A 23,823-nucleotide genomic window follows, 5' to 3' on the forward strand; every position below is an offset into this window, starting at 1 on the left:
GCTGTCAAAATGCCAACTCCTTCAACGCCGTGGAAAAGCAATGCAGGGGTCACTAGGTACACCGATGCTTATTCCTCTCGACACGCTGAGGGAGCAGATTGCACAGGCCGTCGCCGCAGCCAAAGCCTATGAAGTCCCGGACGCCTGCGTCCGCTTGGGGATTCAGCAGGCCGTCGACGAAGGCGATGCGCAGGAGGCTTTTGGAAGCAAGCGGCTGTACGTCCGGCGACGCATCCTATCGTGGAGTGAGGCGGACCTTCTCGAGTTGGCAACGCGGGTACTGCGCGAGTACCCGTCCGAGGATCTCGCGGACACCGTGAGCGAGACGACTATCCATGCCGAGCATCGAGTGAGTGCACTGGTCCGGCGTGACGTGCTTAAGGTTCTCAATCCTTTGGCATCCCTGTTCGGCGAACTGTCGCTGATTGACAGCCTCCGAGAGGTGTTTGGTGTCTCGGTCATCCAAGACGATGCGACTGGGTCGCTCGGCCGCACTAGTCTGTACGGGCAGATAGTCCAGCACTGCTTGCGCAACGACGACTGGTCGCACGAAGAATTGCTGACTCAATGCGGCGCGCTGACGTGCAGCCAGACGCGTTTCTTCGCGTTGCTGACCAAGCTTCTGCACCCCATGACACGCCATGACGCGGAGCAGGTGGATCTGGCCACCGCGATTGGCGCGATACTGAGGCGGGACGGCTTTACGGTTCGGCAGACCAGCGTGGAATCTGGGTACGCCATCTACGGGGTGGTCCGGGCTCAGGCAGGTGTCGCCGGAGCGATGAAGAACCTGATCTTCGCCTCGATCGGCGAAAAGCCGGAGCTTATCTTTCGCGATGCCTTAAACAACGACGTCGAGATCGTCAAGCATGCCGACAAGGTGCTGGTGTTCGACCGTCCCTTACCCAGTTCAGGGCTGCTGCTCTGGAAGGACCTGCGGGACTGGTATGCCGAACTTCAGGGCATCAGCGATCCGGGCATCGCGAAGGAGCAGTTATTCCGACGGCTGCGCCAGACGGTGCTCGGCGCCCGCTCGGCGGGAGAGTTTGCAGTGTTCCAAGGCTACTATGAGCGTTACGGTGGTTCGCTTGGCGACCGGTTGCCGGCGTTGATTCCGCAGGTCTATCTGCACTACGACCCCTACACCAAGCGCCAGCGCGGCGACGAGCAGTTTCTGGCGCGCCAACGTATGGATTTTCTGCTGATGCTGGAGCAGGGCGTGCGAATCGTGATTGAGGTCGATGGCCGTCACCACTATGCAGTACCGGATCCCCTCGCGTCGGATCGGTTCGTCGCGAACGCACAGCGCTACGCCGAGATGGTAGCGGAGGACCGCCGGCTGCGGCTGATGGGGTACGAGGTCTACCGCTTCGGCGGGCACGAATTCTTGGATGTCGATCTGGAACAGCGCAAGGTCGGCCCACACGCTCAACAGTGCGTTGCCGAGTTCTTCGACAGGCTGTTGGTGCGACATTGCGTGCGATGACCGGAGAAAGCTATGGCGAGTTTTGATGAAGTCGGCTTCCTGTCCGACGATCTTACGGGCTGGCAGACAGCCGCCCGTGAACTGTATGCCGGACCCTTCGAATTCGCGGAACGGGTGAACGAGATGGGAATGCGAATGCGGAAAGCCTTTGCTCTGGAGGGACTCACCGAGGAAGCGAAGTGGGCCATTGCCGGGTTCGTGCGGGCGTTGGGGGCTTTCCAGGGATGCATTCTGATGGCCGAGCGCGGAGCGCTACCTGAAGCTCGCGCGTTGGCGCGGCTGTGCACAGAGTCCGTCATTGTCACAGCCGGATTGGTGAAGGTCGCGGGAACACTCGAGCGCCTGCGCGAGGACGATGCAGCGCACGATCTCGGCGTATGTAACCGAGTTCTCGAGCTCAATCAAAATGACGCGAACGACGAGCGGCTGGAAGTTTTCAGGAGAAGGAAGGCCGAGATCGAAGCACGGTACGAACGGCCGCGATCACTGAAACTTGCGACGCTTGCACACGCTTCGGACCTGACGCTGCTCTACGAACTTTCGTATAGGTTCACTTCCGGCAACGGTGCACACGCGACGCTGGGTGCATTTGTTCGCCACATGAGAGAGGGCGTCGACGGGGAGCCAGACGCCTACTTTTTCGGCCCCGACACGTCCGACATGGCGTCGACGCTTTTATGTGCCAATGCTGCTGCCATTCACCTGATCACCCTCGCCGTCGAAAACATGGGGCTGATTGAATTCAGCGCCGAACGGATCGATCTCGCATTGCACTGGACCATCCTCAGGCCAGACCTCGAAGCGGCGAGCGCTGCGGAGGGACAGCACTGAACTACGGCGATCATTTACCCATGCCGCGCCACTTGCACGCGCACAGGCCGAACTTATCGCGGAACCGCGTTTCCTTGTCCTGCTACGGGCGGACGTCGCCAGGTCGCACATCCAGTTAACTCGATGAAGTCGCGTTCGGGATACCGGATCACTCGCCTCACGCAGTCTGCTGCAATGGGCTGCACTCCTCTGTCTTCGTGCTCCACGGACTCATCCGTCTCGTAGCCGCGGCTAATTAGGTAAATACGAACGAGCTTCATTGCAAGGCCGGCGCCGGGAGCGAGCGAGGCAACTGGCACGTCGGCTTCGATCAGGCACGGTGTCCCGATCGCACGCAGGAGCGGTGACGTCACCGGATCGCCCTCATGCGAGTTGTAAAGGGCCTCGCCACCCCAATGGCGAAAAAAGCGCCCAATGCCACGTTCACCTGCCTGACGAGGTGGGAAAAAGCAGAACCACAGTCTGCCTGTGCGGTTGCTTTCGTCAGCCTGATTGTGAGCTGCGAGGCGGTCGCCAACGTCTGCCGGCAACTGGCCTGACGCGACCAGTGCGTCAATGCGACGACGCAGCATCGCCCCGTCGGGCAATTGCATGCCAGATCGGACGATCTGCGCGATCTCAACATCTGTGATTCGAGTGCAGTGCCAGCCGGTGATCGAATAAGGTCTGAGCGCATCGGCCACGGCAAGGATCGCTCGGTCATAGTCCTTCACGTTCACCTTCCCCGGAGCGATCTGCCAGTCTATAAACAACCCGTGGAGACCGCTCAAGAGAGACACCAGTGGAGCAGGCCATGCCTCTGGTTGGTCAAGCGGGAGTAGCACGTGGGTCATCAGGCGTTCTCCGTGTTCGTTGCTGTCGATAAGTCAGACTGCCCGATATGACGTTATGGGGCGTTGACACCGGCCGTTGCGAAGTCGCGCTTGGTGAAAGCTTCAGTACACGCCATTCATCCTCACAACTCTTTCGGAGTTTCCCATCCTTGCCGGCGCGGACAGCTTACTACTTCCGTGCAACGAGGACTCGACTGCCGGCGTCGGCCGGCAACAGCAAACTGTCGAACACAGCAAGCAGGGCAAGGCCTGCGAGGAGCCAGAACGCGAGGCGGAAGTCCTCTGAGTTAGCTAGGCCCGTTGGGGTTCCGTGGATGCCTTCGGCCACCGATAGCGCCAATGCACCGATGGCGATGCCCATGCCGGCTGCAGCACCGAGAACGGGGTCGTCGCGTCTCGCATTTGCGGTTGCGGAACATCGGCAAACCCAATGGTATTCAGTGCCGTGAATTGCATCGAGCGAGTCATCCCGGAGAAGAACAGCAGCGTACACACCATCCAATATGGCGTGCCGGCCGTCAACTGCGCACACCCGACGAAACCGGCAACGACCAGAAGCCCGCTCCAGGAATGGTGCGGCATTCAGATGACGTGCTGATCGATCACCTGGAGGGGATGCTTGAGCGGAAACTCATCGTGGCTGGTTGGGACCACGCTGACGTCGGTCCACGCACGAGACTTGGGCTGGGGCCACTGTCGGCTAGCACGCACGGATAGTCTCCTGCCGGCTCCATTTAATCTCATATAATTCGTAATGCAAATTAATATGCATTGAAGAATTGATCGGTTTGAGGCTGATAGCTGCGCTGGTAGATTGTGACGTGATCTATGCGCAAGGCGGCTGGTGAGCCGGTCGGACAGGGGGGGCGCAGGGAACGCATTGACCAGACGATGGTAGGCGTACGCCGCGGTAGAGGTCGCCGCGAGCGTCTCAACGTTTCTCGCAGACAACGCGGCGCCCGGCGCGTAGATTCTGAAGGCAAACCGACCGACGAGCACGTGCGACTGATGTCGCGTGTGTCGCCTAACTGACAGAGACATCGACAACCCGACCATGACTACGCTCAACGACTATCTTTCCCAGAAGCGCGACGCTTGGCTCGCAACCTGGGTAGCTGCCTAACCCACATCACGCTGATCCAGGCTGCAGAGCGCGGGGTGAAGCTCGACTCGATCGAAGTCGAGGTGACTGGCGAGCAACATCCGCTCGCGCAGCAGCCCGGCTTCGAGCACGTGCCGGTGTTACCGCACAACTCAGCTATACACTGAATATCGCATCGCCGGAATCGTCGGATACGATCCGCGCGCTGCATCAGACAGTCGAAGCGGCGTGCCCAATCTTCAATCTATTGAGGTTGCCGCAAACCATTGAAGGTGAACTACGGCACACTTTGGCGAACTCGCAGGACTGATTTGGCAGGCCCGATAGACGTGCCGGCCGCTCGCGACTAGAGGCTGCGGCGACCAATCTCTCTGCCGTGGAAAAAACCCGCGTCGAGCGGGCTTTTTCGTGTCCCTATTAAGAACACCGGTCACCGAACGAAGTGCACTCGTCCCGGCGGGCGGTAGGTCTCCAACGCTCACCGCCGACAAGCAAGCCGCCGAAGGGATTTCGGGAGCAGCGGGCATCAATTAGTCGGTGGACGAATCGGCCGCGGGTGCTGCCGAGTCGGTGATCGGTGGTTTGTCGCCCATCAGCGCGCGCAGTTCGTGCTGGAGTTCGCGTATCGCCCGGCCAAGCGGGCCTCTGACCGTTGCCTCGATCTCCATCCAGCGTACGGGGCGGTCAGGTGCATTCACGTTCAACATCACCGCGTGCTGAAATCGCACACCATTCGCTATCAGCTTTTGCCGAATGTCTTCGAGCATGTCTGCAGTCGCCTCGGTCAAGAAGATCTGCCTTTCTACGAAGACCTCGTCGAACGCGTTGGACGTGCGTACCAGTTCGTCCAGCATCGCTTCTTCATTGGCTCCGACCGGGCGAAATCCGCTAGTAACTTCCTTCAGGGCTCGATGAAATTTGAGTAACGGCGCGTGGACCGCGGCGATTGCGTCGAACCGCCTCTGGGCAAGTGCAGCCAACAGCGTATTGCGCTCCGCATTGGCCGCCGCGAGCTGAGCACGCAGTTTTTCCATTTCAGTGTCGCCGCTGCGCTTCAGATCAGCTTTGTGCGATTCGATGCGGCTATCTGATTCGCTCTTCAGTTCCGATTTCAGGATCTCGAGTTTCGTGTCGCCTTCGCTCTTCAACTGCGATTTCAGCGCCTCGAGCTTCGTATCGGCGTCGCCCTTGAGAGCGGCCTTCAGTCTTTCCAATGTCTGCGCGTAGTGCGCATCGACGCGGCCTTTCGCCTTGGCGGTGATCCACGCGACCAATCCGGTGGACGCCAAGGTGGCGATCAGCGTGCCGGAAAGCACAGTCGTGAGCAGGGGATGCAGGGTCGCCCACGCCTGGTCGACGAGGGGTTGCAGATTGACATCGGGCATTCGAGTGGTCTCCAGCGGAATTGATACGCGATGAGCGCCGGCGGCCGGGCCGAAGCCGCGTGTCGGGCGCCAGACGACGTGGAGGCAGGCAGGCCGACTTCAAGGGCGGCATCGCGGAATATTGTGGAGAGGGAAAAATGAAACATCTGATAACTATGCTTATCAGATATGTCACTTTTGCTTGTCAGATTCCCAGTTCTGCACGACACTCTGTCCTGCCCCCCGCCCGACGGGGCGCCGCAGGGCAGGGCGGACCCTCGTACCGAACCCGGCCGTCCGCGACGGCCAGCGCGCGCCGTTCGCCGCGCTACGATTTCCGTCACGTCCCATACACCGCCACCACCCTGGAGCGACTGGCCCATGGCCGCCGATGACCTGACTGACCCGCAAGCCGTGCTGCAGGAACTGCTCGATGCCGACCAGGGCGTGCGCGACGCGTTCGCCCGCGCGCTCGAGCCCGAACTGAAGGAGCTGGCCGCGGCGCTGGCCGACGGTTTCCGGCACCTGCAACCGGTCCTCGAAGCGGGGGAACGCGTGAACCTGCCGCGCACCAACGTGATGATTGCGCTCGCGTTCGGCGTGATCGACGACCTGATCGTGTCGACCAAGCTGCTCACGGCCGGCAAGTTGCTGCCGTCGGGTAACGTGATGCGGCAGGCCTTGGAAGGGCTCGCGATGGCGCTCCTGTGTTCGACCGACGACCTGTTGGTGATCGAACAGCCGAAGGGCAAGCGGCCGGTGCAAGCGCGCTACTGGGAGAAATTCATGAAGGGCGACAGCCGGGTGCAGGGACAGCATGCGTTGCGTCAGCTGGCCTGGAACGCCGGCACGCTGGGCGTCAACGCGGAGGGCGTGACGGTCCTGCAACGCGCGCAAAAGTTCTTCCATCCGTTCAGCCATTGCGGCCAGTTTCCAATCGCGAGCCGGGCCGCGCTCGAGCATCCCGGCCGGTTCCACATCGGCGGGCATTTCGAGGAAGCGAAGCTAGGCGGTTATCGCATTCACATGGAGCAGCACATCGGGCTGTGCGGGCTGCTGCCCCCGTTCTTCGATCATCTGTTGGCATCGTTTCCGCGGGCGGACGCAGCGCCGGCACCAGCCGCACCGAACCCACCGGCCGCCGGATGAGGGCCGTTTTCAAGAGCACACGGCTGCCAATCCACCTAGACATCGGCATGTAGTGCCGACCCGCACTGTCTTGCCAGGAGCCCGACATGGATCCCCGGACCGTCTCGCTGATTGCCACAAACCAGCTTGGCGCGATCGCACTCGATACCTCGACGTTCGACGCGCAGCATCTGAATCTCGAAGCCGGTTTGCTGCGGCGTGTCGAGCAGTTCCATCGCCGTGGCCGGGTCCAGGTGCTGATGCCGGATGTGGTCCAGCGCGAAGTGCTGGCCCATCTGGCGCGCGACGCCGCCAAGGCGCGGTCGACACTCGCGCGTGCGGTGCGCATGGCGGTGAGGACGCAGTTGCTGGCTCCCGATCAGCTAGCGCAGTTGCAGGCGGCCGTCGACCAGGCGGTTGAGCCTGCGATCGCCGCTGAAGCGAGAATGGCCGCGTGGTTAACGCGAACTCGGGCCGAGGTGCTCGACGTCGGGGCTCGAGTCGACGTGCGCTCCTTGTTTAACCGGTACTTCGAAGCGAGAGCGCCGTTTGCCGACGCGACCAAGAAAAAGCATGAGTTCCCCGATGCGGCAGCGTTGTTGACGTTGGAGCATTGGGCAGACGAGCATGACACGGCGGTGTTGGTCGTGTCGGCCGATCTCGACTGGCAGCGATTCTGTGCAGATCACCCTCGGTTGATTTGGACGCAAAGTCTAAGCGACGCTCTGAGCGCGTTCCAGGACGACAGCGCGCAATTTGCCGCGCGGCGCCTCGCCGAGTCGATCGCCGACGGCACGGACGACGAGCTGGTAGACGCATTGTTCGAAGCTGCGCCGGGCTTCCTTAACCAAATCGGCATGTTCCTCGAAGTTGAATCCACTTACGAGTTCGGATGGAACTATGTCACGCACCTTCAGGGCTTCAGCTGGCGCACGACGAACGGCGTTCCCGATGAGGTCGAGGCGGTTGATCACCGTGACGGCAAAGTAGTGGTACGCGTCAAAGGCAAGTTGATGGCAGAGATCGCAATTTTCGTGACGTTTAGAGCCGGAACTGGCGCCGGTGAGGCGGCTATTCCCATTGGCGAGAAGACGATTTTTCTGAACGAAGAGATCCCGTGTGAGGCACTGATCACGCTCGATGACAAGAAGTCTGACCGGTTCGCCTTTCGCGACGTCGAGTTTTTACCAACGACGTTTCAGGTTCAGCTGGGCAAGATCGATCCCGATTGGACGGAACCGCCCGACAACAGGGGGCGACGGCATGAGATGTTTTGACAATGACTCCGATATCTCCAGCACGGCGTGCCGAGTCGAACCTGCGCGCGGCGCCCGCGTTCGCACACAACGCGCTGGCGTAGATAGCGGATCGGGTTGTCGACGATCCGGGCGATGGCCATCCACCGAGTCGCTAACCCAAAAAGAGGTTCCAAATGGTGGCATCTGACGTAGCAATCGCAGCATCCCAAGTTGCAGCCGTCACGGCACAATCACCAGTGAGCTGGTCTGCCCCCGCCTGGTTCACCATCATCGGCACACTGTGCGGTGCGTTGATTACTGCTGGTGCGACGCTGTTGAACCACCGTCTCACGCGGCGTCACGAGCAGGCGAAGCTCGCCGAACAGCGCGCACACGAGCTAGCAAAGCTCGCTGAGCAGCGCGCGCCCGCACAAATCGAAGCGGCGCTCATGCTCGAGGGGTTCGCGCGCCAGGCCGTTCGCTACTACGACCAATGTGAAGTCCGAATCAATAACTGGTACGCGCGGCAGCATGGAGATGAGCCGGACGAGGAGCGTAAATGGGAGCCTTTGGCTTTCGACCTGTCGGCCGTCAAGGACTGGTCGGTGGTACCGATCGACATCCTCTCGCAATGCCTTGAGCTACCGACCGTACTTGCTGAGAGTGCAGCGTGGACCAATGCGGCCTCCAACGAAGAATGGATGGACGTGGACGACGGGTATTGGCTGGAATGTCAACGCGCGATCCTCTATGGGCTGCTCGCCGGCGAACTGGCCCACCAGGTCCGGGGTGCAATTAACGTGCCGGCATCGGCTCTGGCGACCGACGCCTTTGTTCGTCTGAAGCGCGAGTTCGACAAACTCAAGAGCCGTTATGTGGAGTTGCAGGGAAAAATCGATCTGATTCCCGACCTGAAGACGCGTTTGCAACGCGAATGTCCGGAAGTAGTCATGAAGCCGTTTGCCGTCCCGTCCTCGGTAAGTTCCTGATATGCGCACGGATATGTCGCGGGTGCTGCTGCGCCTGACACCCAACCATTTCGCGCTGTACCGCGCGTATCTGGAAGGGCTCGACGAGTTGGTACTGCACGCGCACTACGGCCTACCCGGCACCGACGTACGTGTCACCCGCCACGCGCTCTCGGCGCTGCGTGACACGCTGACGATCGCGGCTCGACGCGCACGCGACATCGATGCAGTGCACCTACTGCGTCTGAAGCCGGGCAGCTTGCCTCGCGACGCGCACACCGGCACCGCCGCCGATCAGGAAGTGCCGACGCTCGAGGCGTTCCGGCTCACTATGGATCCGGACGCGTTCTACAGCGAGCGCGAGCTCGTCGCGCTATACGTCCAGACTTATCCGCCAGCGCTCGATCGCAAGGTTGTGCGGAATCGGCGTCTGCGCGACCGGCAGGACGCGGCGCTTGCACGCATGGAGGCGAGCCTCGTCGAGACGCCGCAGCTGGACCACACACTTGACGGCTGGTTCGACGCGCGGCTGGTCGCGCGGCTCGCGGCCGCCCGTGTTGCCACTTTTGCCGAGCTGCTCGCGCTGATCCGCGCGCGGCGCTTGCGTTGGTACCGCGCGGTGCCGCGCCTCGGCGCGATCGGCGCGCAGCGCATCACCGAATTCATCTCGCAGCATCCGGACACGCTAGGCGACCTGTCGCCGCTGGCGGTCACGCCGCGCCGGCAGTTGGCTGTCGGTCACCCGGCTCTGCAGCCGGTGCCGGGCGCCGGCGTCGTGCCGCTCGAGGCGCTGCGCGTGCCGGCCGGACTCGACGGGTCGGCCGGCCTGAACCGTGCGCCCGTGCCCGCGCACCAGGCCGAACTGGGCACCGACCTGCAGGCGGTCCACGCGTGGATCGCGATTCGCGGCGCACGCAGCGAGGCGACCCGTCGCGCGTACCGGCGGGAAGCTGAGCGACTGCTTCTATGGGCAATCGTCGTCAAAGGCAAACCGCTGTCCTCCCTGAACACGATGGACTGCGCTGAATATCTGGATGTGTTCGTGCTCGACCCGCAACCCGCCGCGCGCTGGATCGGTCGCGGCCGCGTCGAGCGCTTCGACCCGGCGTGGCGACCGTTCGTCGGGCCGCTGTCCGAGCGCAGCCGCGACACCGCGCGGCGGATCCTCAACGCGATGGGCAGGTGGCTGGTCAGCCAGCAGTATCTGCGCGTGAATCCGTTCGCCGGCCTGCCGGCGGCGCCCTCCGTCGCGCTCGACGCAACCGGCCGCACGCTTACGCACGCGCAGTGGCAGTTCGTGCTGCAGACTGTTTTACGGCCCGTGTCCGCCTTTGACGTTTCGCGCGAGCAGGCGGCGTATGCCGCAACGACTACGCGCGATGCATTCCTACTGCTGTTCGCGTACGCGACCGGGCTGCGCCGTGCCGAGCTCGCCGCGGCCACCACCGGGGCGCTCACGCGCAGCGTGCTCAATGGGGCGCTCGACGACGCATGGAGCCTGCGCGTGCAGGGCAAGGGCCGCCGCGCGCGCACCGTGCCGATGCCCCATCGGCTCATTGATGCGCTGCGCGCGCAACTGCGCATGCGCGCCGAGCCGCTTACGCTTGAGACGGCGCCGGAAGACACGCCGCTGATCTCCCATCTGGTGACTGGCCAGGCACTCCATGCGGACGTGGTCGGCCGCTTGTTCAAAGGGATTTTTGCGCGGGCCGCCGACGAGCTAGTGGACACGTATCCGAACGCGGCTGCCGACATGCGCCGCGCGAGCGCACACTGGCTGCGCCACACCTTCGCGAACCATGGCCTGGACGCCGGCACAGACATCCGCGACATGCAGGAGCTGCTCGGCCACGCGAGCCTAGGTACCACGACGCGTTACACAAAGGCGGACGCGACGCGCCAGTTCCAGTCAGTCGAAACGTTTTTCAACGCGGCACTGGATTGCGCAAATCTGCAAGTCACAGCGACCACGCCCGCGACATCGACACCGGCCACGGCAACAGGCGCCACGACCGTGACGCCGGCGGCGCAGCTCGTCGAGGTGCACATGACGGTGCGTATCGAGCCGAAACGCGCTGGTGGCCGCGGTCGGGCGCGGGTGCTCGAGCACGTCGAGCGCGAGGTGCTGGCCAACGTGGCGCGCACGCCGACCCGCGACGGGATGACCGTCCTGCAGGTGCCGTTCTATAACGAGAACGCGTTCGACAGGCTGGTCGACGACCTGCTTGTCGCGATCGCGCTCACGGCCGAACGACACCGCTGTGTGTCCGAGAGCGAGGCGTGGGCAGAGGTGGCAGGCGAGCGCTGGCGCTGGTGATGTTATGAGCGACTGGCGAGGACGCGCCGGTCGTGTTACCCACAATGCGTCTGGAGGACCGATGGCAAGCAAGAAGTATCGCGACAAGACCTGCGTGTATTGCGGGCGGGACCGAGTGTCGAGCACGGGCGATCACGTCATCGCGCTTGAGTTCTGTCCTGGCACCGCGCGCGACAGCCTCCGCAAGGTGCCGGCGTGCGTGGCCTGTAACAACGCCAAGTCAAAGCTCGAGCACTACGTGCTGGCAGTGTTACCGATGGGCAGCCTGCTTCCGAGTGCGGCCACGGCCATCACTGAGCAGGTTGGTCCGCGGCTAGCCAAAAATGAGGCGTTGCGGCGCCAGCTCGCGGTAGGTCAACAGATGCGTTGGGTCAGGAGCTCGGACGGGCGCTGGTACGAAAGCGTAGCGCTGCCGTTCGATACTATGAAGCTAAGCGAGCTCGCGTGTTACATCGCGCTTGGACTCGCATGGCACCACTGGCAGGCGCAACTCGTGCCGCATGCGCCAGTAAGAGCGGCGCTATTTTCGACTGGCGGCCTGCAACTATTTGAACAACTCCTCGCGAGCCACGATCCCCTAGCCCGGGTCGAGGGCAGCTTTGGGGAGGGCGTTTTTGCCTACCGCGGTATTTACGACCGCGCCAATATAGCCACGACCTGGTGGCAGATGACGTTCTTCGGTGGGGTGGAGCACCGTACTCGGCACTGGCGTGGTCAGTTCGCGCGCAGCGTGTTCGTCGCCACCAGCGACGACCCAACGTGGATCGCTCAATATGCGGAATGGCGGGCCGACGATCTCTCACCGTAGATCAAAACGAACTGGCAACTTTGTGGAGGCTGCATGGATCGCGAGCAGGAAATTCGGGAAGACCCATGGAGTTGCGGGCCGCGCACCAAAGTCGTCAGTGAGCGCGACATCCCGAAGACTGGTGTCAATGTCACTAAAGCGCGGGCGGCCGCGGCTTGTGGGGACCCGAGCTTGAATGGACAAAAAATGCATTGCGAGCCGCAGCTGGCGCGTTCATCTTCGGCGTAGTATGCGACGTTGAATGGCTTCACTGGAGTACGGACGCCCACTCGATCTCGTTTTACTGGAAGAAGTCCACTGTAAGTACAATAATGTCGGAAACTGCCCGGTGCAGCAGCAGGCACTTTTTGTTGCTTTTCCGTTGTTAGCCGCGCAGATCGGATTTTCCGCAATGAAGCTCTGGGGGGCGCGATGGACGACGAAGAGCAAATTCATTATAACAAGTTACCGGACAAAACCTACATTAGTCCGAGGATTTATATAGACGCACATGAGGCAGTTCGGATCGCCTCAAAAGTAATTGACTCAGACGGACTTCACTATGCAATAGTGAAAAAGGAAGTCGTGCTCCGACGCACCGAAAAAGGGCGTACTGAGATCGTCGCAAAGTTTCTGGAGTCTACAAGAGACTTGCGCGTCCTCACAATTCAGGCCTTCAATGGGCAGACAGGCACGCCACATAAAACTCATTTCTCATTTGTTGGCGAAGAAATTCCGAAACTGCTCGCCTTCTTCGAGAATATCGCATCCGTCGAGTTTGCCTCGCAGGACAAAGTCAACATCACTGACACTGAATTGAGGCGACTTGTCCTATCGAAAGAACAAGCTGCCAGCCTAGTTCATGAAAACCAAGACATTTTCTCAGAGGTGATCCGGCTGGAGATCACAAAAGAAGATGTGGTTGCTCTCGGCTATCGCAAACGGCAAGTTTCCACGTTTTCGAGGTTACTACGCGAGCCAGCCTACTTCGATCAAGTAAAGGCGGCTAAAGGCGTAAAGGGAGATGAAGCACTATGGCAAGCATACTTTGAACGGAATCGATGGATATTCGGCTATGGCCTTAGCTACTTCTTCGTCACAGGGTTCGACAATAGAAAGCTGGAGCAAGTCGTTGAAGGAAACGACTTGATCAATCGCGGAAAGCGAGCCGACGGCTTGATGAAGACGAAAGGCATTATCAGCTCGCTCTGTTTCGTCGAGATCAAGACACACACGACAAAACTGCTCGAGTCAACACAGTACCGCCCAGGGTGTTGGGCTCCATCGAAGGAACTGTCAGGCGCGGTCGCGCAAGTGCAAACTACCGTTGTCTCCGCGATGAGGAGCCTGAGCGAATATATCCGACCGACCGACACACACGGCGACCCCACAGGCGAAGAGGTGTTCAACTTTAAACCCAGAGCCTTCATCGTTATCGGTTCTCTCGGTGAATTCGACACCGAACACGGTGTGAACAAAGATCAACTCAGATCGTTCGAGCTTTACCGCAACAGCATTTCTTCGATTGACATACTGACGTTTGATGAATTGTTTGAAAGATGCAGCTTCATCGTTCGGTCCGAGGCCGAGCGTACATCTGCCGAGACGTCGCCACATGGCACGGAAAATGGAAGTTGACCACGGTCCATCGACACTAGAATGGATCCAAGAATATCGGGGGAGGGTGAAGACCGGTGGCCATGGGGACGAGGATCTGAATATCCTCCACCCGGCCATCGTGGCCGAGCTTCAGCCAGACGAAAGGCGTGGTGCAGGGGCGGCCAGCGTGTCACTGCTCGAGGTGGTGAAGCAAATCGTCAAGCAGAGCGGATGGGGCGCAACCGAAGAGTTCGCGATGAAGAACGCCACCGCACTCGACTTCGCGTCGACCATTCGCCAGTCGCGCATGGGTGAGCGAGCCTTCTTCTTGAAACACATGATTCGCACGCGAAACGAGAGGCAAAACTACGACCCGCACTTCGGCAACGCAACCGAGCGCTTCGTGAACGCATGCCAAGCAATCCTGTGTGCGCCTAGCTCCGATCGCCTCGAGCGTTGATCCGCTGGGGGTCGTGGATCCAGCAGCACAGCCTCCAACGCGTCCGGCAGATGAAGAAGGCCCACAGACCGCATAAAACCTAGCTACTAAAGGTTGGGGCGATGCCCCGTACTGCGAGAACGCGTACACCCTAGAGCTCGATGTCCTGCGCTCAGCAGCGTTTGGCCAGTGGTACCACCAGACGCTCGTTGAACGCCACGCGGCGCAGCAAGCAACAGGTCCGATATAACACCATCAAAGACAAAGCGGGGCGAGCGTGACAGCTGAATCAAGAGCGATGGTCGATGCCCGGGCGAGACATGCGGAATATTCTGTCTTGCGGGAGCGGATTGTCGAGCACATCTTCGTCGGCGAGGCCATGCGGCGGCTCTGGCAGCTCGGCGTCCTGAACATCGAAATCCTGCGTGCGGAATTCGATTCGAGCGGCTATGACCTCGTCATGTGCTGCGGTAGCGTGATGCGACACGTACAGTTCAAGGTGTCGTTGGTGGACGGGTCGCGAGGTCAGGTGATCATCAACCAGCGGTTAGCACACGCACCGAGCGGGTGTGTGGTTTGGCTGGGCGTCACGGAAGATCTAGAGATCAAGGAGTACCGGTGGTTCGGCGCGGAACCGGGCCAACCACTGCCGGACCTGGCCGGTTACGTGCTAGCGCGCCATACGCGTGGCAATGCACAGGGCGTGAAAGCGGAACGGCCAAATCAGCGGGTACTTTCGAAAGGCGCGTTCGAGTGGCTAGGAAGTCTGGACGAGACCCTTGAACGCCTCTTTGCAATCACGCGCTCCTGAGCGTAGGGGCAGCCGGCACGGCACGTGACAGCCGCGGGCTGCATCGCGCTCGCGAGCGGACGGCACCCACCGCTTAGACACTAGACACAATACCTAGCGTTGCCCGAACTGCTTGACTTCGATGCAGCGGGAACTAAATTGTAGACGTGGCTGCAAAAGGCGATTTTCCATAATTTAGTTCCCAAATCTTCCAGAATTTAGTTCGCCACGCTCAAAACACGACATTTTTATTTAGCGGAAGCGGGGTGCGGCGGAATTCTTGGACTGGGTTATGTTTTCAGCCCGAGACTCTCCCGGTACTCAATCGGACTGCGTGCGCCAAGCGAGATCTTGATCCGTTTCTCGTTGTACCAGCGAATGTACGAGTCAACGACCTCAATGAACTGGTCGGTGCTGACGGTCCGCCAGTCTCGAGAGTAAAACAGTTCCGTTTTCAGCCTTCCAAAGAAGCCTTCGCACGCCGCGTTGTCGGGCGAGCAGCCCTTGCGCGACATTGAGCGAATCAACCTAGCCTCACGTATCCGGGCAAGCCAGCCTGGCCAGCGATAATGCGCACCGCGATCTGAATGAACCACAGGCCGACTGTTGCTGCTACCGATTGCTTCGATGGCGGCATCGAGCATCGTATTCACAAGCTCGGCGTCTGGTCGCGTACCGATCGACCAACTGATCACCAGTCCATCGAAGCAATCGATGACCGGTGACAGATAGACTTTACCGGCCGGAATCTGGAACTCAGTGATGTCTGTGAGCCACTTTTCATTCGGTGCTGCGGCGCGGAAGTCCCGGTTGATAAGGTTCTCTGGAGCCGGACCGATTTCTCCTGCGTAAGAGCCGTATCGACGTCGCCTCGTTGTGGCTGCGCTTAGCTGTTCCTGCTTCATCAAGCGCCGCACGACCTTCTCCGAGATGAAGACTTTCTGCCTGCCAAGTGCCGCGCGCACTCGGCGATATCCGTAGCAGCGGTGATTCAGTTCAAAGATATCTGCGATGGCAAGGCGTACACCGGCATACTTGTCGGCAGCTTGTATCCGTGCCCGGTGATAGAAGTAGGAGCTACGGGCGAGCCCCAGTTCAGCAAAGAGCTCCGGCAGCGTGTAAGTCTGTTTCAGGGCATCAACCAGCGCCGTCTTCTCCCGATTCGTCAGGAGTTGCGGGTCGACGCCCAGGCCTTTTTTTATTATTTCATTGGCCTTCTTCAGAATGTCGTGTTCGATCTGGAGCTTTCGAATGTCTCGTCGGAGTGATTCGATCTGCTGCTCCAGCGTCGCTTTCTCCGGGGTTTGCGGCGGATCGTTGCGGCGTGCCATGGCTGAAACGGCCTCCTGATCGAGTAACCGATTTCTCCAGTTGTACAGCGTTGGGCGGCTCACGCCAATCTTTTTAGCAATTTCCTCTGCGCTTTCTCGTCGAGTGCATAGATCGATGACCGCTGTCTGCCTGAGCTCTGGTGCATACCGAATACCCGACGCCTTCCCAAGAACGCATTTCTTTCGCTCAGGATGCAGCTCGTCGAGCCAGGCGACGAGCGTTCCGCGTCCCGGATACCCCAAAGCCTTTGTCGTTGCTGCCAGACACTGGTCATGGGTCATATAGTGGTCTGTGGCCGCCTTTTTTTGTTCTGTCGAATAGCGCGGCCTCAGGCAGATACGTTCCTTCGGCAAGTCCAGACATCGCTCGTACATCTGATACCAGCGTTCGAGCGATTTCGTTGTCGGATAGCCTAGTTGACGAACGGTCGCGGTAAGGCGCTTTCCAAGCTTCAAGTAGAGCTTGACTGCTCGGATGCGTTCTTCGTATGAGTACATGGACTAGCTCCTGATAGTCCAAGAATTCCGCCGCACCCCCGAAGCGGACATTACAACTTAGCCGCTACAACAAAAACCACCGATAACTGTGATTATGTAAAATGTAGTCCAGAATAATACTTTGGACACTAAGCGCAGCGTAAGGCCGGCGCCGGCGGCCACCGCCTGAGCGTGCGTTCGACCTACAGAGGCACTCATGCATTCCGATTGGTTCATTGTTGTCGGCGGCTTGGCCCACGACCTCGCGACGAACATGCTGTATCTGATGCATGAGCTCACCTCCATGCCACGACCGCAGCGATCGCCTGCAGGCGTCGAGGCGCGTGCGCGCTCGTGCGAGAAGCTAGGCCCGCCCGGACGTCGGAAGCGACGTGATCAGCACCGCGCCGCATGACGTCTTGTGACCGTCGAACGACGCGAAGCTACCCTCCACGTTGAAATCGGAATCGCCTTCCACAATCACACACTCGCCGTGGATCGGGCAGGTGCAGCGGTCACCGATTCGTGCGACCGGCCGACCCATCACCTCGCTGTTCGCAGCACCGGACTCAACGCGCCCGCCGTGACTGTGTACGTCTCCAACCCGAATTACACCGCGCATGAAAGCCTCTGTTCCAGGTTCGCCTTCGTCATAGATCCCGCCGCGCAATCACATCGCACTTCCATTGTTAGGACAATCCACGCGCGGTGGCCATATCGGTTCATCTACGCGCTCTGAACGCGTTGACCACGCCCACGACGAACAGGGCAAGTCCGACGAACACCATTAAAACGGGCACCGAGAAGACAAACGACAACTGTGCATCGCTTTGAACATGCCACTGGTCGAATGCGCCAATGATCAGAAGAACAAATAAGGCGACGCAAAGACAAATCCCAGCTGCAACCAGCCCAACGCCCCACCCCATGAGCTGCTGATGGCGAGAGAGTCTATACGCTCCCGATTCCATAAAAATTCTCCACAACGAATGCGTACGACGCGCGAATCAACCGGGCGCCGCACCCGATCTATCGCATCATTCGCGTGCTCAGAAGCTGTACCCTTGCCCGGATCGACTGTAATCGACATCGTGGCGCTTCCCCCACCAAGGCAGATAGGCACTACCCTCTCCGGCCGCGCGGAACCACGGTTTCTTTGGATCGACGGGATTCAGCTTCGCCGGCGGAACCACGACGACCGCCGTCGGGTGTTCGAGGTCTGTCGTGCCTGCCACGAGCGTATTGCCGCCGATATGGTTTGCACGACCGATCGCCAGTGCGACGTCCGTCAACGCGGAACCTGCGCCCATCTCGCCGAGGAGCGCTGGCGTGTTGAACGTCTGTTTCTTGTAGTCGTATTCCGGCAGCACTTCGGTCAACGTCTGGGACAACGTACCCAGGCGAGCGGATGCGGCGTCACTGCCCTTGCCGGCGTCGTGGACCACGTAATGAAGATCAGCCGTCGCCACCCCAGCATTGTGGGCAGCTTGTTCAATGGTCGATTTCCAAGCCTGGACTGCGCGGGTCGTCCCGGACTTCTTTTCGAAGTCGTTCACGTTGCCGACTGCGGCTCGCCCAATCCAGGCGAGCGGCTCTCGCCCTGTCGCAAAGTCCGGCCCCGTCAGAACGAGCAGGACCATGTTCTCGTTCATCTGGTTGTCCTTCGGTGGGAAGCTCGGCGCGTCCCAGTTCATCACCCATACGCTTTTATCGGGGTGCGCTTGCAGGTACTCGAGCGCACGATTCAGCGAAGTGAAGCCCGCATTTGGACCACCTGGCGTTATGTGGACATCTGGCGGAGTGTCACTGTTCCACAGACTCGGTGCGGACTTATTCCCGATCTCGTAATAGTCGACAAACTGGTCGACGAGATATTTACGTGACTCTTCCGGATCGAGTCGCTTCTCGGGGATTGCAAACTCGATATGCGTACCTGCGAGTTCTCGCCAGCCCTTTCGGTCCTTCGAATGCACGTTGTAAAAGTACGCCGGGCTCATCACATAAATCTCAGCAAACAAGCTGAGAAGCTTGTCGACATATTTTTCGTAGAATCCGTCAAACGTCTCGCGTCCATCGTTTCCATACGCAACACCCGCGACCGGTTGAACAGTCGTGAAGCTCTTCGGATCCTTCTTCACCATGTCGTCGTGCTCATTTGGCCCAACGAGGCCCATCGTCCAAAGCAATTGCCATTCGGTCGGATAGTCACGTCGTTCTAACGGATTGAGCCACGCCAGGCCCACGACTTGAGCCCGGAACGGCTGATTGGGTGCAGGTGCTGCCATCGCAACGCTGGCAGCTGCCCCAGTCATGGCCAAAGCGGCCTTTTCACCGCCGGATTTCCGAATTCCCGCCCAGAGCGCCAGCACGGCAACCACAACAAGGAGCGGCAACACAATCAATCGTTTCATCCATTCCTCAACCGAAAGCGGCTGCGGCGCAGCCTGCTGAGCATGATACGTCCACGTCGCAGCTACTGCGACCGACAAGACGAGAATCGCGATAGCGACGCCTACACGTCGCGGCCAAGTCGAGAGAGCGGTACTCATAGGGCGTGCGTCGCACTGAGGAACCACCCACCATCTCGTTCGTCCTGGATTTTCTTCGGCATATGTGCATCTGCATCGGCCTTAACCCAGTCTGATAGAAACAGACCACTCATCTTCCCTTTCGAGAAGTACGACGCGTACTTCCGGTGAGGATTCGATTTGTCCATGCCTTCACCGAAGCGCCAGTCAGCTTCAATGCGCAATTCCTTCCAATCTTCGGGTGTCAGTTTGCACACACCGATTGCGACATCGTAGGCGAGAGCATGCTCCGCGTGCATCGCGTTCGTCATGATCGTCGAATGGTTCGTTGGATTGTTCTTCTCCGTCGCACCGAGATAGGTTGTCACAGTGGACGTCGAATACTCCCTTGCCTTGCCGTCAGCATTGAAGCCCGGTTGCTCAGAGGTCACATTTCCAGCCGCGTCAATGAGCGAGCCATTTCCTTGCTCACGTTGGCGGACGGTCTGTCGCACGACCGCATGCAATTCGTACCGCATATCTGCTTCGCTATCCTCATTCCCAATCGGTGCCGCGCCCTTGTAGTTGTCGATCGCGTCTCCCGGCTTTTTGTTAGCAGAAGCCTTGTTTCTGTCGCGTGCGGCCGCAACCGGGTCATTACCCTCATTAAATTGGCTCGTTGCTGCGGGGCCGTCATGGACGGGTGCGATCGGACTGCCAAACTTCATTGCTACTGGGGTGAACGGGTGATCCAGCTTGGGCGCGTCGATCGGGATTGCCCACCATTCTGATGGCGTCGCATTGACCGCCGGCCGGAATATGTTTACGGCCGTTCCGATGCTTTGCATCTGCCTGGGTGCGGCGATGACGCATACGTAGGCCGACCAGCTCCGCTGCGGTCGGCGGGACGAGCACGGCGATCACTGGCTGCACGTGCTCGGCAAGGGCGGCAAGGTGGCACTGCCGTCGCTCGCTCGGACCGCGCTGGATCAGCATCTCGTGCAGCGCGGGCTGCCGGTCACGCCGACACGCTGGAACCCGGCGACGCCGCTAGTCGCGAGTCTCGAGGCGGAGGGCGCGGGCATCGAACCCAGACGGCTCTGGCGCGTGCTGCGCCGGTTCTTCGTGCTGGCAGCCGACGAGATCCAGAACGAACGACCGGCGACCGCTGAGAAGCTGCGGCGCGCGAGCCCACACTGGATGCGGCACACCCACGCATCGCACGCGCTCGGGCGCGGCGCTGAGCTGATCATTGTGCGCGACAACCTGCGCCACGCGTCGATCTCGACGACGTCGACCTATCTGCACAGCGACGACGTGCAGCGGGGCTCGGCAGTTTGATCATGCGTTCGGGGTCCGCAAGGAAGGATAGTCTGTCGTCAAATGGACGTCAGCAGACGGGCAACGATTAAGAATTTCCCTGTTAAATCATCAAGTTGAGATGCTTTTTGCGAAAATTTCACGAGTCCCGGCCGACCCTCAAGTACCACGCCGTTCCCTCGCTCATCTGATGCCGGCATAATATTGCCCGCCGCGCGAGCGTACCCGTCTTTGCTACGCCGGTATATCGAATCTGTACCCCGGGAGCAAACATGCGTGACGTCATCGACGGTTTTCTTCGTTTCCAGCGCGACATCTATCCGCAACGGGCTGGGCTCTTCAAGCAGCTCGCCACATCACAGAACCCCAAGGCACTGTTTGTCACGTGCTCGGACAGTCGCGTCGTGCCCGAATTGCTCACGCAGCGCGAGCCGGGCGAACTGTTCGTGATCCGCAATGCAGGCAACATCGTGCCGTCCTACGGCCCCGAGCCCGGCGGCGTGTCCGCCACCGTCGAATACGCGGTCGCCGTCCTCGGCGTTCGCGATATCGTGATCTGCGGTCACTCCGATTGCGGTGCGATGGGCGCGATTTCACGCTGCACCTGCCTCGATCATCTGCCGGCGGTCGCGAACTGGCTGCGTCATGCCGACGCCGCTAAAGTCATCAACGCCGCGCATGAATACGACACGCCTCGCGCGAAGCTCGACGGGCTCGTGCGCGAAAACGTGATCGCGCAACTCGCCAATCTGCGCACTCACCCGTCCGTGGCGCTCGCCCTCGAACAGGGGCGCATGAATCTGCACGGCTGGGTTTACGACATCGAGACAGGCAACATAGATGCGCTGGACGGCGTCACCCGAAGCTTTGTCTCGCTCGCCGAGTCGCCTACGGTAGTCGCCGTGAGCTCGCGCGATCGCGGGCAGGTCTAGTCTCCCCGACAGCTCGCGCCCAGAGTCGGGGGCGAACACGCCCCCGCTCCCAAACAGACCGGGCCCCGCTCCTCTCCTTCACGATCGTCACCGACAACAACGCACGCGGTGCCCGACGTTCTCCCGAGCGTGACGCGGCCGCGGATGCATGGCTGCCCATGCAGTCGGGCTAATGCGCAGTGCGCCGCAACATCATCGTGTCGTAGCCGAGCGTCCGCACGCGCTCGACAAGCGCGTCGGCTTGCTCGGTCGACGGCCTGGCGACGCGCGTCAGGATCCACAGGAATCGCCCTGACGGCTCGCCGACGATCGACCACGAGTAGTCGTCGGCGTGATCGAGTATCCAGTAGTTGCCGAAAAAGAACGGCCCGAAGAACGACACTTTCAGTTTCGCGTCGCCGCTGTTCGCCACGATCTTCGCCCGTCCGTCCGAGCTTCGTGCGCGGCCGCCCGGCCCGCCTTCGCGACACGTATTGCGCACGTCGACGAGGCCGTCTTCCCGCTTCGCATAATCGGCCGTCACGCCGTCGCAACCGCGCTCGAAGCGGTTTTCATAGCGCGCGAACTCGTACCATCTACCCACATAGCGATCAAGATCGACCGCCTTGGCCGGCTGCGGCACCTGGGCGTTGCCGCTCTCGCCTCCCGCCAGGCCCGCGCATCCCGCGAGCAACAGCGCCGCTCCAGCCAGCGCCATGGAAGTCGTCCACACGGACGACGTACAAAGGACAGATCGCTTCATTGACTCCCTCCCGGCCTGGAAATCACGCCATTGTGCACGCAACCACCCCGCCGCAGTGACGGCGGCCGGTTGCATCCCGGCGGGCGATTCGTTCGTATCTCGCTGCAACGTCTTCATACGGTTCGCCACCATGCACGACATTCAGCGGGTCCGCCGTCGATTGCTCGATCAAGTGCATCCGGCAGTGCTATATTTCGCTCGACATTCACGCCATGGCGATCCTCGCCATTTCTTCAGCATGAACGACACGCCGGATGGTGCCGAGCGCTTCGCCCCGTCAACCGACGCGGATGCCGTGCGTCGCGAGCACCTGAATCAGGTCATGTCGCAGGTCGCGAGCGGCGATCAGGCGGCTTTCGCCGAGCTGTACCGGCTGACCTCGTCGCGGGTGTTCGGCATCATCCTGCGCATGGTTCACGATCGCGGGGAAGCCGAGGATCTGCTCCAGGATGTCTACACGGCCGTGTGGCGACGTGCTGACGCGTTCGACCCGGCACGCGGCGGTGCGATGACGTGGCTGACCACGCTGGCGCGCAACAGGACGATCGACCGGTTACGGCAGCATCGCGAGGCGCAACTCGACGAAGAGCAGGTGCTGGATCTCCCCGACGAGGATCCGACGCCCGCCGCGCTCGCGGAAGCAAGCCAGGAGCGCCAACGCCTCGAACGGTGCCTCGAGCGGCTCGATCCGGATCAGGGCCGCGCAATACGCGAGGCTTTTTTCAGCGGCGCGACTTACAGCGAACTCGCAGCGCGACTGCGTGTGCCTCTCGGAACCATGAAAAGCTGGATCCGGCGCAGCCTGATGCAGCTGAAGGTATGTCTCGAGCAATGAATACGCCAGCCGATCACGATCCCGAATTGCGCTGCGCGGAATACGCGCTCGGCGTGCTCGACGCCGATGCGCGGCACGCACTCGAGGAGTCCGCCGCACGCGATCCGCTGTTGCAGGCGACACTCGAGCGCTGGCAGCGCCGCTTCGCACCGCTCGCGGAAGACATCGCACGCGTCGCCCCGCCCGGCCGGGTCTGGACGAGAATCCAGCGTGACCTCGGCTTCCTCGTTCCGCCGGCCGCGCGCGGCGCCACGCCATCGGGCGGATGGTGGAACAGCCTGCGACTGTGGCGCTGGGTCGGCCTTGGCGCGAGCTTGGCCGCCCTCGGACTGCTCGCGTTCAACCTGATCCTGGTGAGCGAAGCGCCACCGCGCGTGGCAGCTGTCGAGGGCAGCTACATGGTGGCCACGATCGCACGGTCGGACGGCGTCGCACACTGGACCGCCACCGTCGACCTGCGCCGCGCCCGGATGGTCGTGGTGCCGGCGGACAAGCCGACGATCGCCGCGAATCGCTCGGCCGAGCTCTGGCTGATTCCGCCGAATGCGAAGCCGATCTCGCTCGGCGTATTCACGCCGGACGCACCGGCGTCGATGACGCTGCCGCCCGCGATCGTCGCGCAGTTCAGCGCACGTGCGGTGCTCGCCGTGTCGATCGAGCCGCGCGGCGGCTCGCCGAGCGGTCAACCCACGGGTCCGGTGCTCGCCACCGGGGCAATGCACGCGGCATAACAGGCGCCGCGCCAACCTGCGGCGGACATCCGTCCGTCGAGGGTGAGCGCGGTGCGTGCCCCTGTC

22 protein-coding genes and 2 pseudogenes are annotated in these 23,823 nt (G+C 61.0%); 15 read left to right on the forward strand and 9 right to left on the reverse strand.

Going from position 1 to position 23,823, the window contains the following annotated elements:
* Window positions 1-64 precede the first annotated feature (64 nt).
* Window positions 65-1,486 (forward strand): hypothetical protein, encoded by a 1,422-nt coding sequence (locus VK92_RS02855; RefSeq protein WP_048022901.1) that lies wholly within the window; start codon window positions 65-67, stop codon window positions 1,484-1,486.
* A 12-nt stretch (window positions 1,487-1,498) separates the two neighbouring features.
* The gene (locus tag VK92_RS02860) at window positions 1,499-2,317 is read left to right on the forward strand and encodes a DUF5677 domain-containing protein (protein WP_048022732.1); all 819 of its coding nucleotides are present in this window, start codon (window positions 1,499-1,501) and stop codon (window positions 2,315-2,317) included.
* 53 nt (window positions 2,318-2,370) lie between these two features.
* On the opposite strand, the gene VK92_RS02865 is transcribed toward VK92_RS02860, so the two are convergent.
* Both VK92_RS02865 and VK92_RS02870 read right to left on the reverse strand, forming a co-directional pair.
* Window positions 2,371-3,150, reverse strand: coding sequence for a hypothetical protein (locus VK92_RS02865; RefSeq protein ID WP_053077886.1), 780 nt, complete (start codon window positions 3,148-3,150; stop codon window positions 2,371-2,373).
* 169 nt (window positions 3,151-3,319) lie between these two features.
* The gene (locus tag VK92_RS02870; protein WP_048022733.1) at window positions 3,320-3,511 is read right to left on the reverse strand and encodes a hypothetical protein; all 192 of its coding nucleotides are present in this window, start codon (window positions 3,509-3,511) and stop codon (window positions 3,320-3,322) included.
* Window positions 3,512-4,257: 746 nt separating this feature from the next.
* Between VK92_RS02870 and VK92_RS43455 the strand changes: the two are divergent.
* Window positions 4,258-4,562: pseudogene (locus VK92_RS43455) on the forward strand (OsmC family protein); the annotation flags it as partial.
* A 220-nt stretch (window positions 4,563-4,782) separates the two neighbouring features.
* Here the strand turns inward: VK92_RS43455 and VK92_RS02880 are convergent.
* On the reverse strand, window positions 4,783-5,637 hold the full coding sequence (locus VK92_RS02880) for a hypothetical protein (protein ID WP_048022735.1): 855 nt from the start codon (window positions 5,635-5,637) through the stop codon (window positions 4,783-4,785).
* Window positions 5,638-5,997: 360 nt separating this feature from the next.
* Between VK92_RS02880 and VK92_RS02885 the strand changes: the two genes are divergently transcribed.
* The 8 genes from VK92_RS02885 (at window position 5,998) to VK92_RS02920 (ending at window position 14,903) form a co-directional block, all read left to right on the forward strand.
* Window positions 5,998-6,765: a hypothetical protein gene (locus tag VK92_RS02885; RefSeq protein WP_048022736.1), complete on the forward strand. Its 768-nt coding sequence runs from the start codon at window positions 5,998-6,000 to the stop codon at window positions 6,763-6,765.
* Window positions 6,766-6,851: 86 nt separating this feature from the next.
* Window positions 6,852-8,021, forward strand: a complete 1,170-nt coding sequence (locus VK92_RS02890; protein ID WP_048022737.1) for a PIN domain-containing protein — start codon at window positions 6,852-6,854, stop codon at window positions 8,019-8,021.
* Between the two features lie 155 nt (window positions 8,022-8,176).
* Complete coding sequence (locus tag VK92_RS02895; protein WP_131723293.1) at window positions 8,177-8,971, forward strand: hypothetical protein; 795 nt, start codon at window positions 8,177-8,179, stop codon at window positions 8,969-8,971.
* A gap of 13 nt (window positions 8,972-8,984) precedes the next feature.
* A complete protein-coding gene (locus VK92_RS02900; RefSeq protein WP_419761809.1) occupies window positions 8,985-11,267 on the forward strand; it encodes a phage integrase family protein in 2,283 nt (760 codons plus the stop codon).
* A 61-nt stretch (window positions 11,268-11,328) separates the two neighbouring features.
* Window positions 11,329-12,075 (forward strand): HNH endonuclease, encoded by a 747-nt coding sequence (locus VK92_RS02905; protein ID WP_131723292.1) that lies wholly within the window; start codon window positions 11,329-11,331, stop codon window positions 12,073-12,075.
* A 411-nt stretch (window positions 12,076-12,486) separates the two neighbouring features.
* Window positions 12,487-13,692 (forward strand): Shedu immune nuclease family protein, encoded by a 1,206-nt coding sequence (locus VK92_RS02910; protein ID WP_048022742.1) that lies wholly within the window; start codon window positions 12,487-12,489, stop codon window positions 13,690-13,692.
* Window positions 13,670-14,113 (forward strand): hypothetical protein, encoded by a 444-nt coding sequence (locus tag VK92_RS02915; RefSeq protein WP_131723291.1) that lies wholly within the window; start codon window positions 13,670-13,672, stop codon window positions 14,111-14,113. The genes VK92_RS02910 and VK92_RS02915 overlap by 23 nt, the downstream gene beginning before the upstream one ends.
* Window positions 14,114-14,369: 256 nt before the next feature.
* A complete protein-coding gene (locus VK92_RS02920; RefSeq protein ID WP_331457514.1) occupies window positions 14,370-14,903 on the forward strand; it encodes a hypothetical protein in 534 nt (177 codons plus the stop codon).
* Window positions 14,904-15,172: 269 nt separating this feature from the next.
* Here VK92_RS02920 and VK92_RS02925 read toward each other — a convergent pair whose 3' ends face one another.
* The 5 genes from VK92_RS02925 to VK92_RS02945 all read right to left on the reverse strand — a co-directional run bounded on the left by VK92_RS02925 (window position 15,173) and on the right by VK92_RS02945 (window position 20,045).
* The gene (locus VK92_RS02925) at window positions 15,173-16,711 is read right to left on the reverse strand and encodes an IS3 family transposase (protein WP_048022747.1); all 1,539 of its coding nucleotides are present in this window, start codon (window positions 16,709-16,711) and stop codon (window positions 15,173-15,175) included.
* Window positions 16,712-17,054: 343 nt separating this feature from the next.
* Window positions 17,055-17,312, reverse strand: a complete 258-nt coding sequence (locus VK92_RS02930) for a PAAR domain-containing protein (protein WP_048022903.1) — start codon at window positions 17,310-17,312, stop codon at window positions 17,055-17,057.
* Window positions 17,313-17,412: 100 nt separating this feature from the next.
* Window positions 17,413-17,661, reverse strand: a complete 249-nt coding sequence (locus VK92_RS02935) for a hypothetical protein (protein ID WP_048022749.1) — start codon at window positions 17,659-17,661, stop codon at window positions 17,413-17,415.
* Window positions 17,662-17,739: 78 nt separating this feature from the next.
* Entirely contained in the window at window positions 17,740-19,239 is a 1,500-nt protein-coding gene (locus VK92_RS02940; protein WP_048022751.1) for a hypothetical protein, read from the reverse strand.
* Window positions 19,236-20,045 (reverse strand): effector protein Tle3 domain-containing protein, encoded by an 810-nt coding sequence (locus VK92_RS02945; protein ID WP_053077885.1) that lies wholly within the window; start codon window positions 20,043-20,045, stop codon window positions 19,236-19,238. The genes VK92_RS02940 and VK92_RS02945 overlap by 4 nt, the downstream gene beginning before the upstream one ends.
* Window positions 20,046-20,097: 52 nt before the next feature.
* Here VK92_RS02945 and VK92_RS02950 point away from each other — a divergent pair.
* Window positions 20,098-20,569: pseudogene (locus VK92_RS02950) on the forward strand (tyrosine-type recombinase/integrase); the annotation flags it as partial.
* 220 nt (window positions 20,570-20,789) lie between these two features.
* On the forward strand, window positions 20,790-21,449 hold the full coding sequence (locus VK92_RS02955; RefSeq protein WP_021160963.1) for a carbonic anhydrase: 660 nt from the start codon (window positions 20,790-20,792) through the stop codon (window positions 21,447-21,449).
* Window positions 21,450-21,618: 169 nt separating this feature from the next.
* On the opposite strand, the gene VK92_RS02960 is transcribed toward VK92_RS02955, so the two are convergent.
* Window positions 21,619-22,191 carry a lipocalin family protein gene (locus tag VK92_RS02960; RefSeq protein WP_048022754.1) on the reverse strand — a complete coding sequence of 191 codons (573 nt, stop codon included), beginning with the start codon at window positions 22,189-22,191 and terminating at the stop codon, window positions 21,619-21,621.
* A 238-nt stretch (window positions 22,192-22,429) separates the two neighbouring features.
* On the opposite strand from VK92_RS02960, the gene VK92_RS02965 reads away from it, so the two are divergent.
* Entirely contained in the window at window positions 22,430-23,026 is a 597-nt protein-coding gene (locus VK92_RS02965) for a sigma-70 family RNA polymerase sigma factor (RefSeq protein WP_042975896.1), read from the forward strand.
* On the forward strand, window positions 23,023-23,757 hold the full coding sequence (locus VK92_RS02970) for an anti-sigma factor (protein WP_048022756.1): 735 nt from the start codon (window positions 23,023-23,025) through the stop codon (window positions 23,755-23,757). The genes VK92_RS02965 and VK92_RS02970 overlap by 4 nt, the downstream gene beginning before the upstream one ends.
* Window positions 23,758-23,823 lie beyond the last annotated feature (66 nt).

The sequence above is a fragment of the Burkholderia sp. LK4 genome, assembly GCF_001043615.1.
Taxonomy (GTDB): Bacteria; Pseudomonadota; Gammaproteobacteria; order Burkholderiales; family Burkholderiaceae; genus Burkholderia; species Burkholderia cepacia.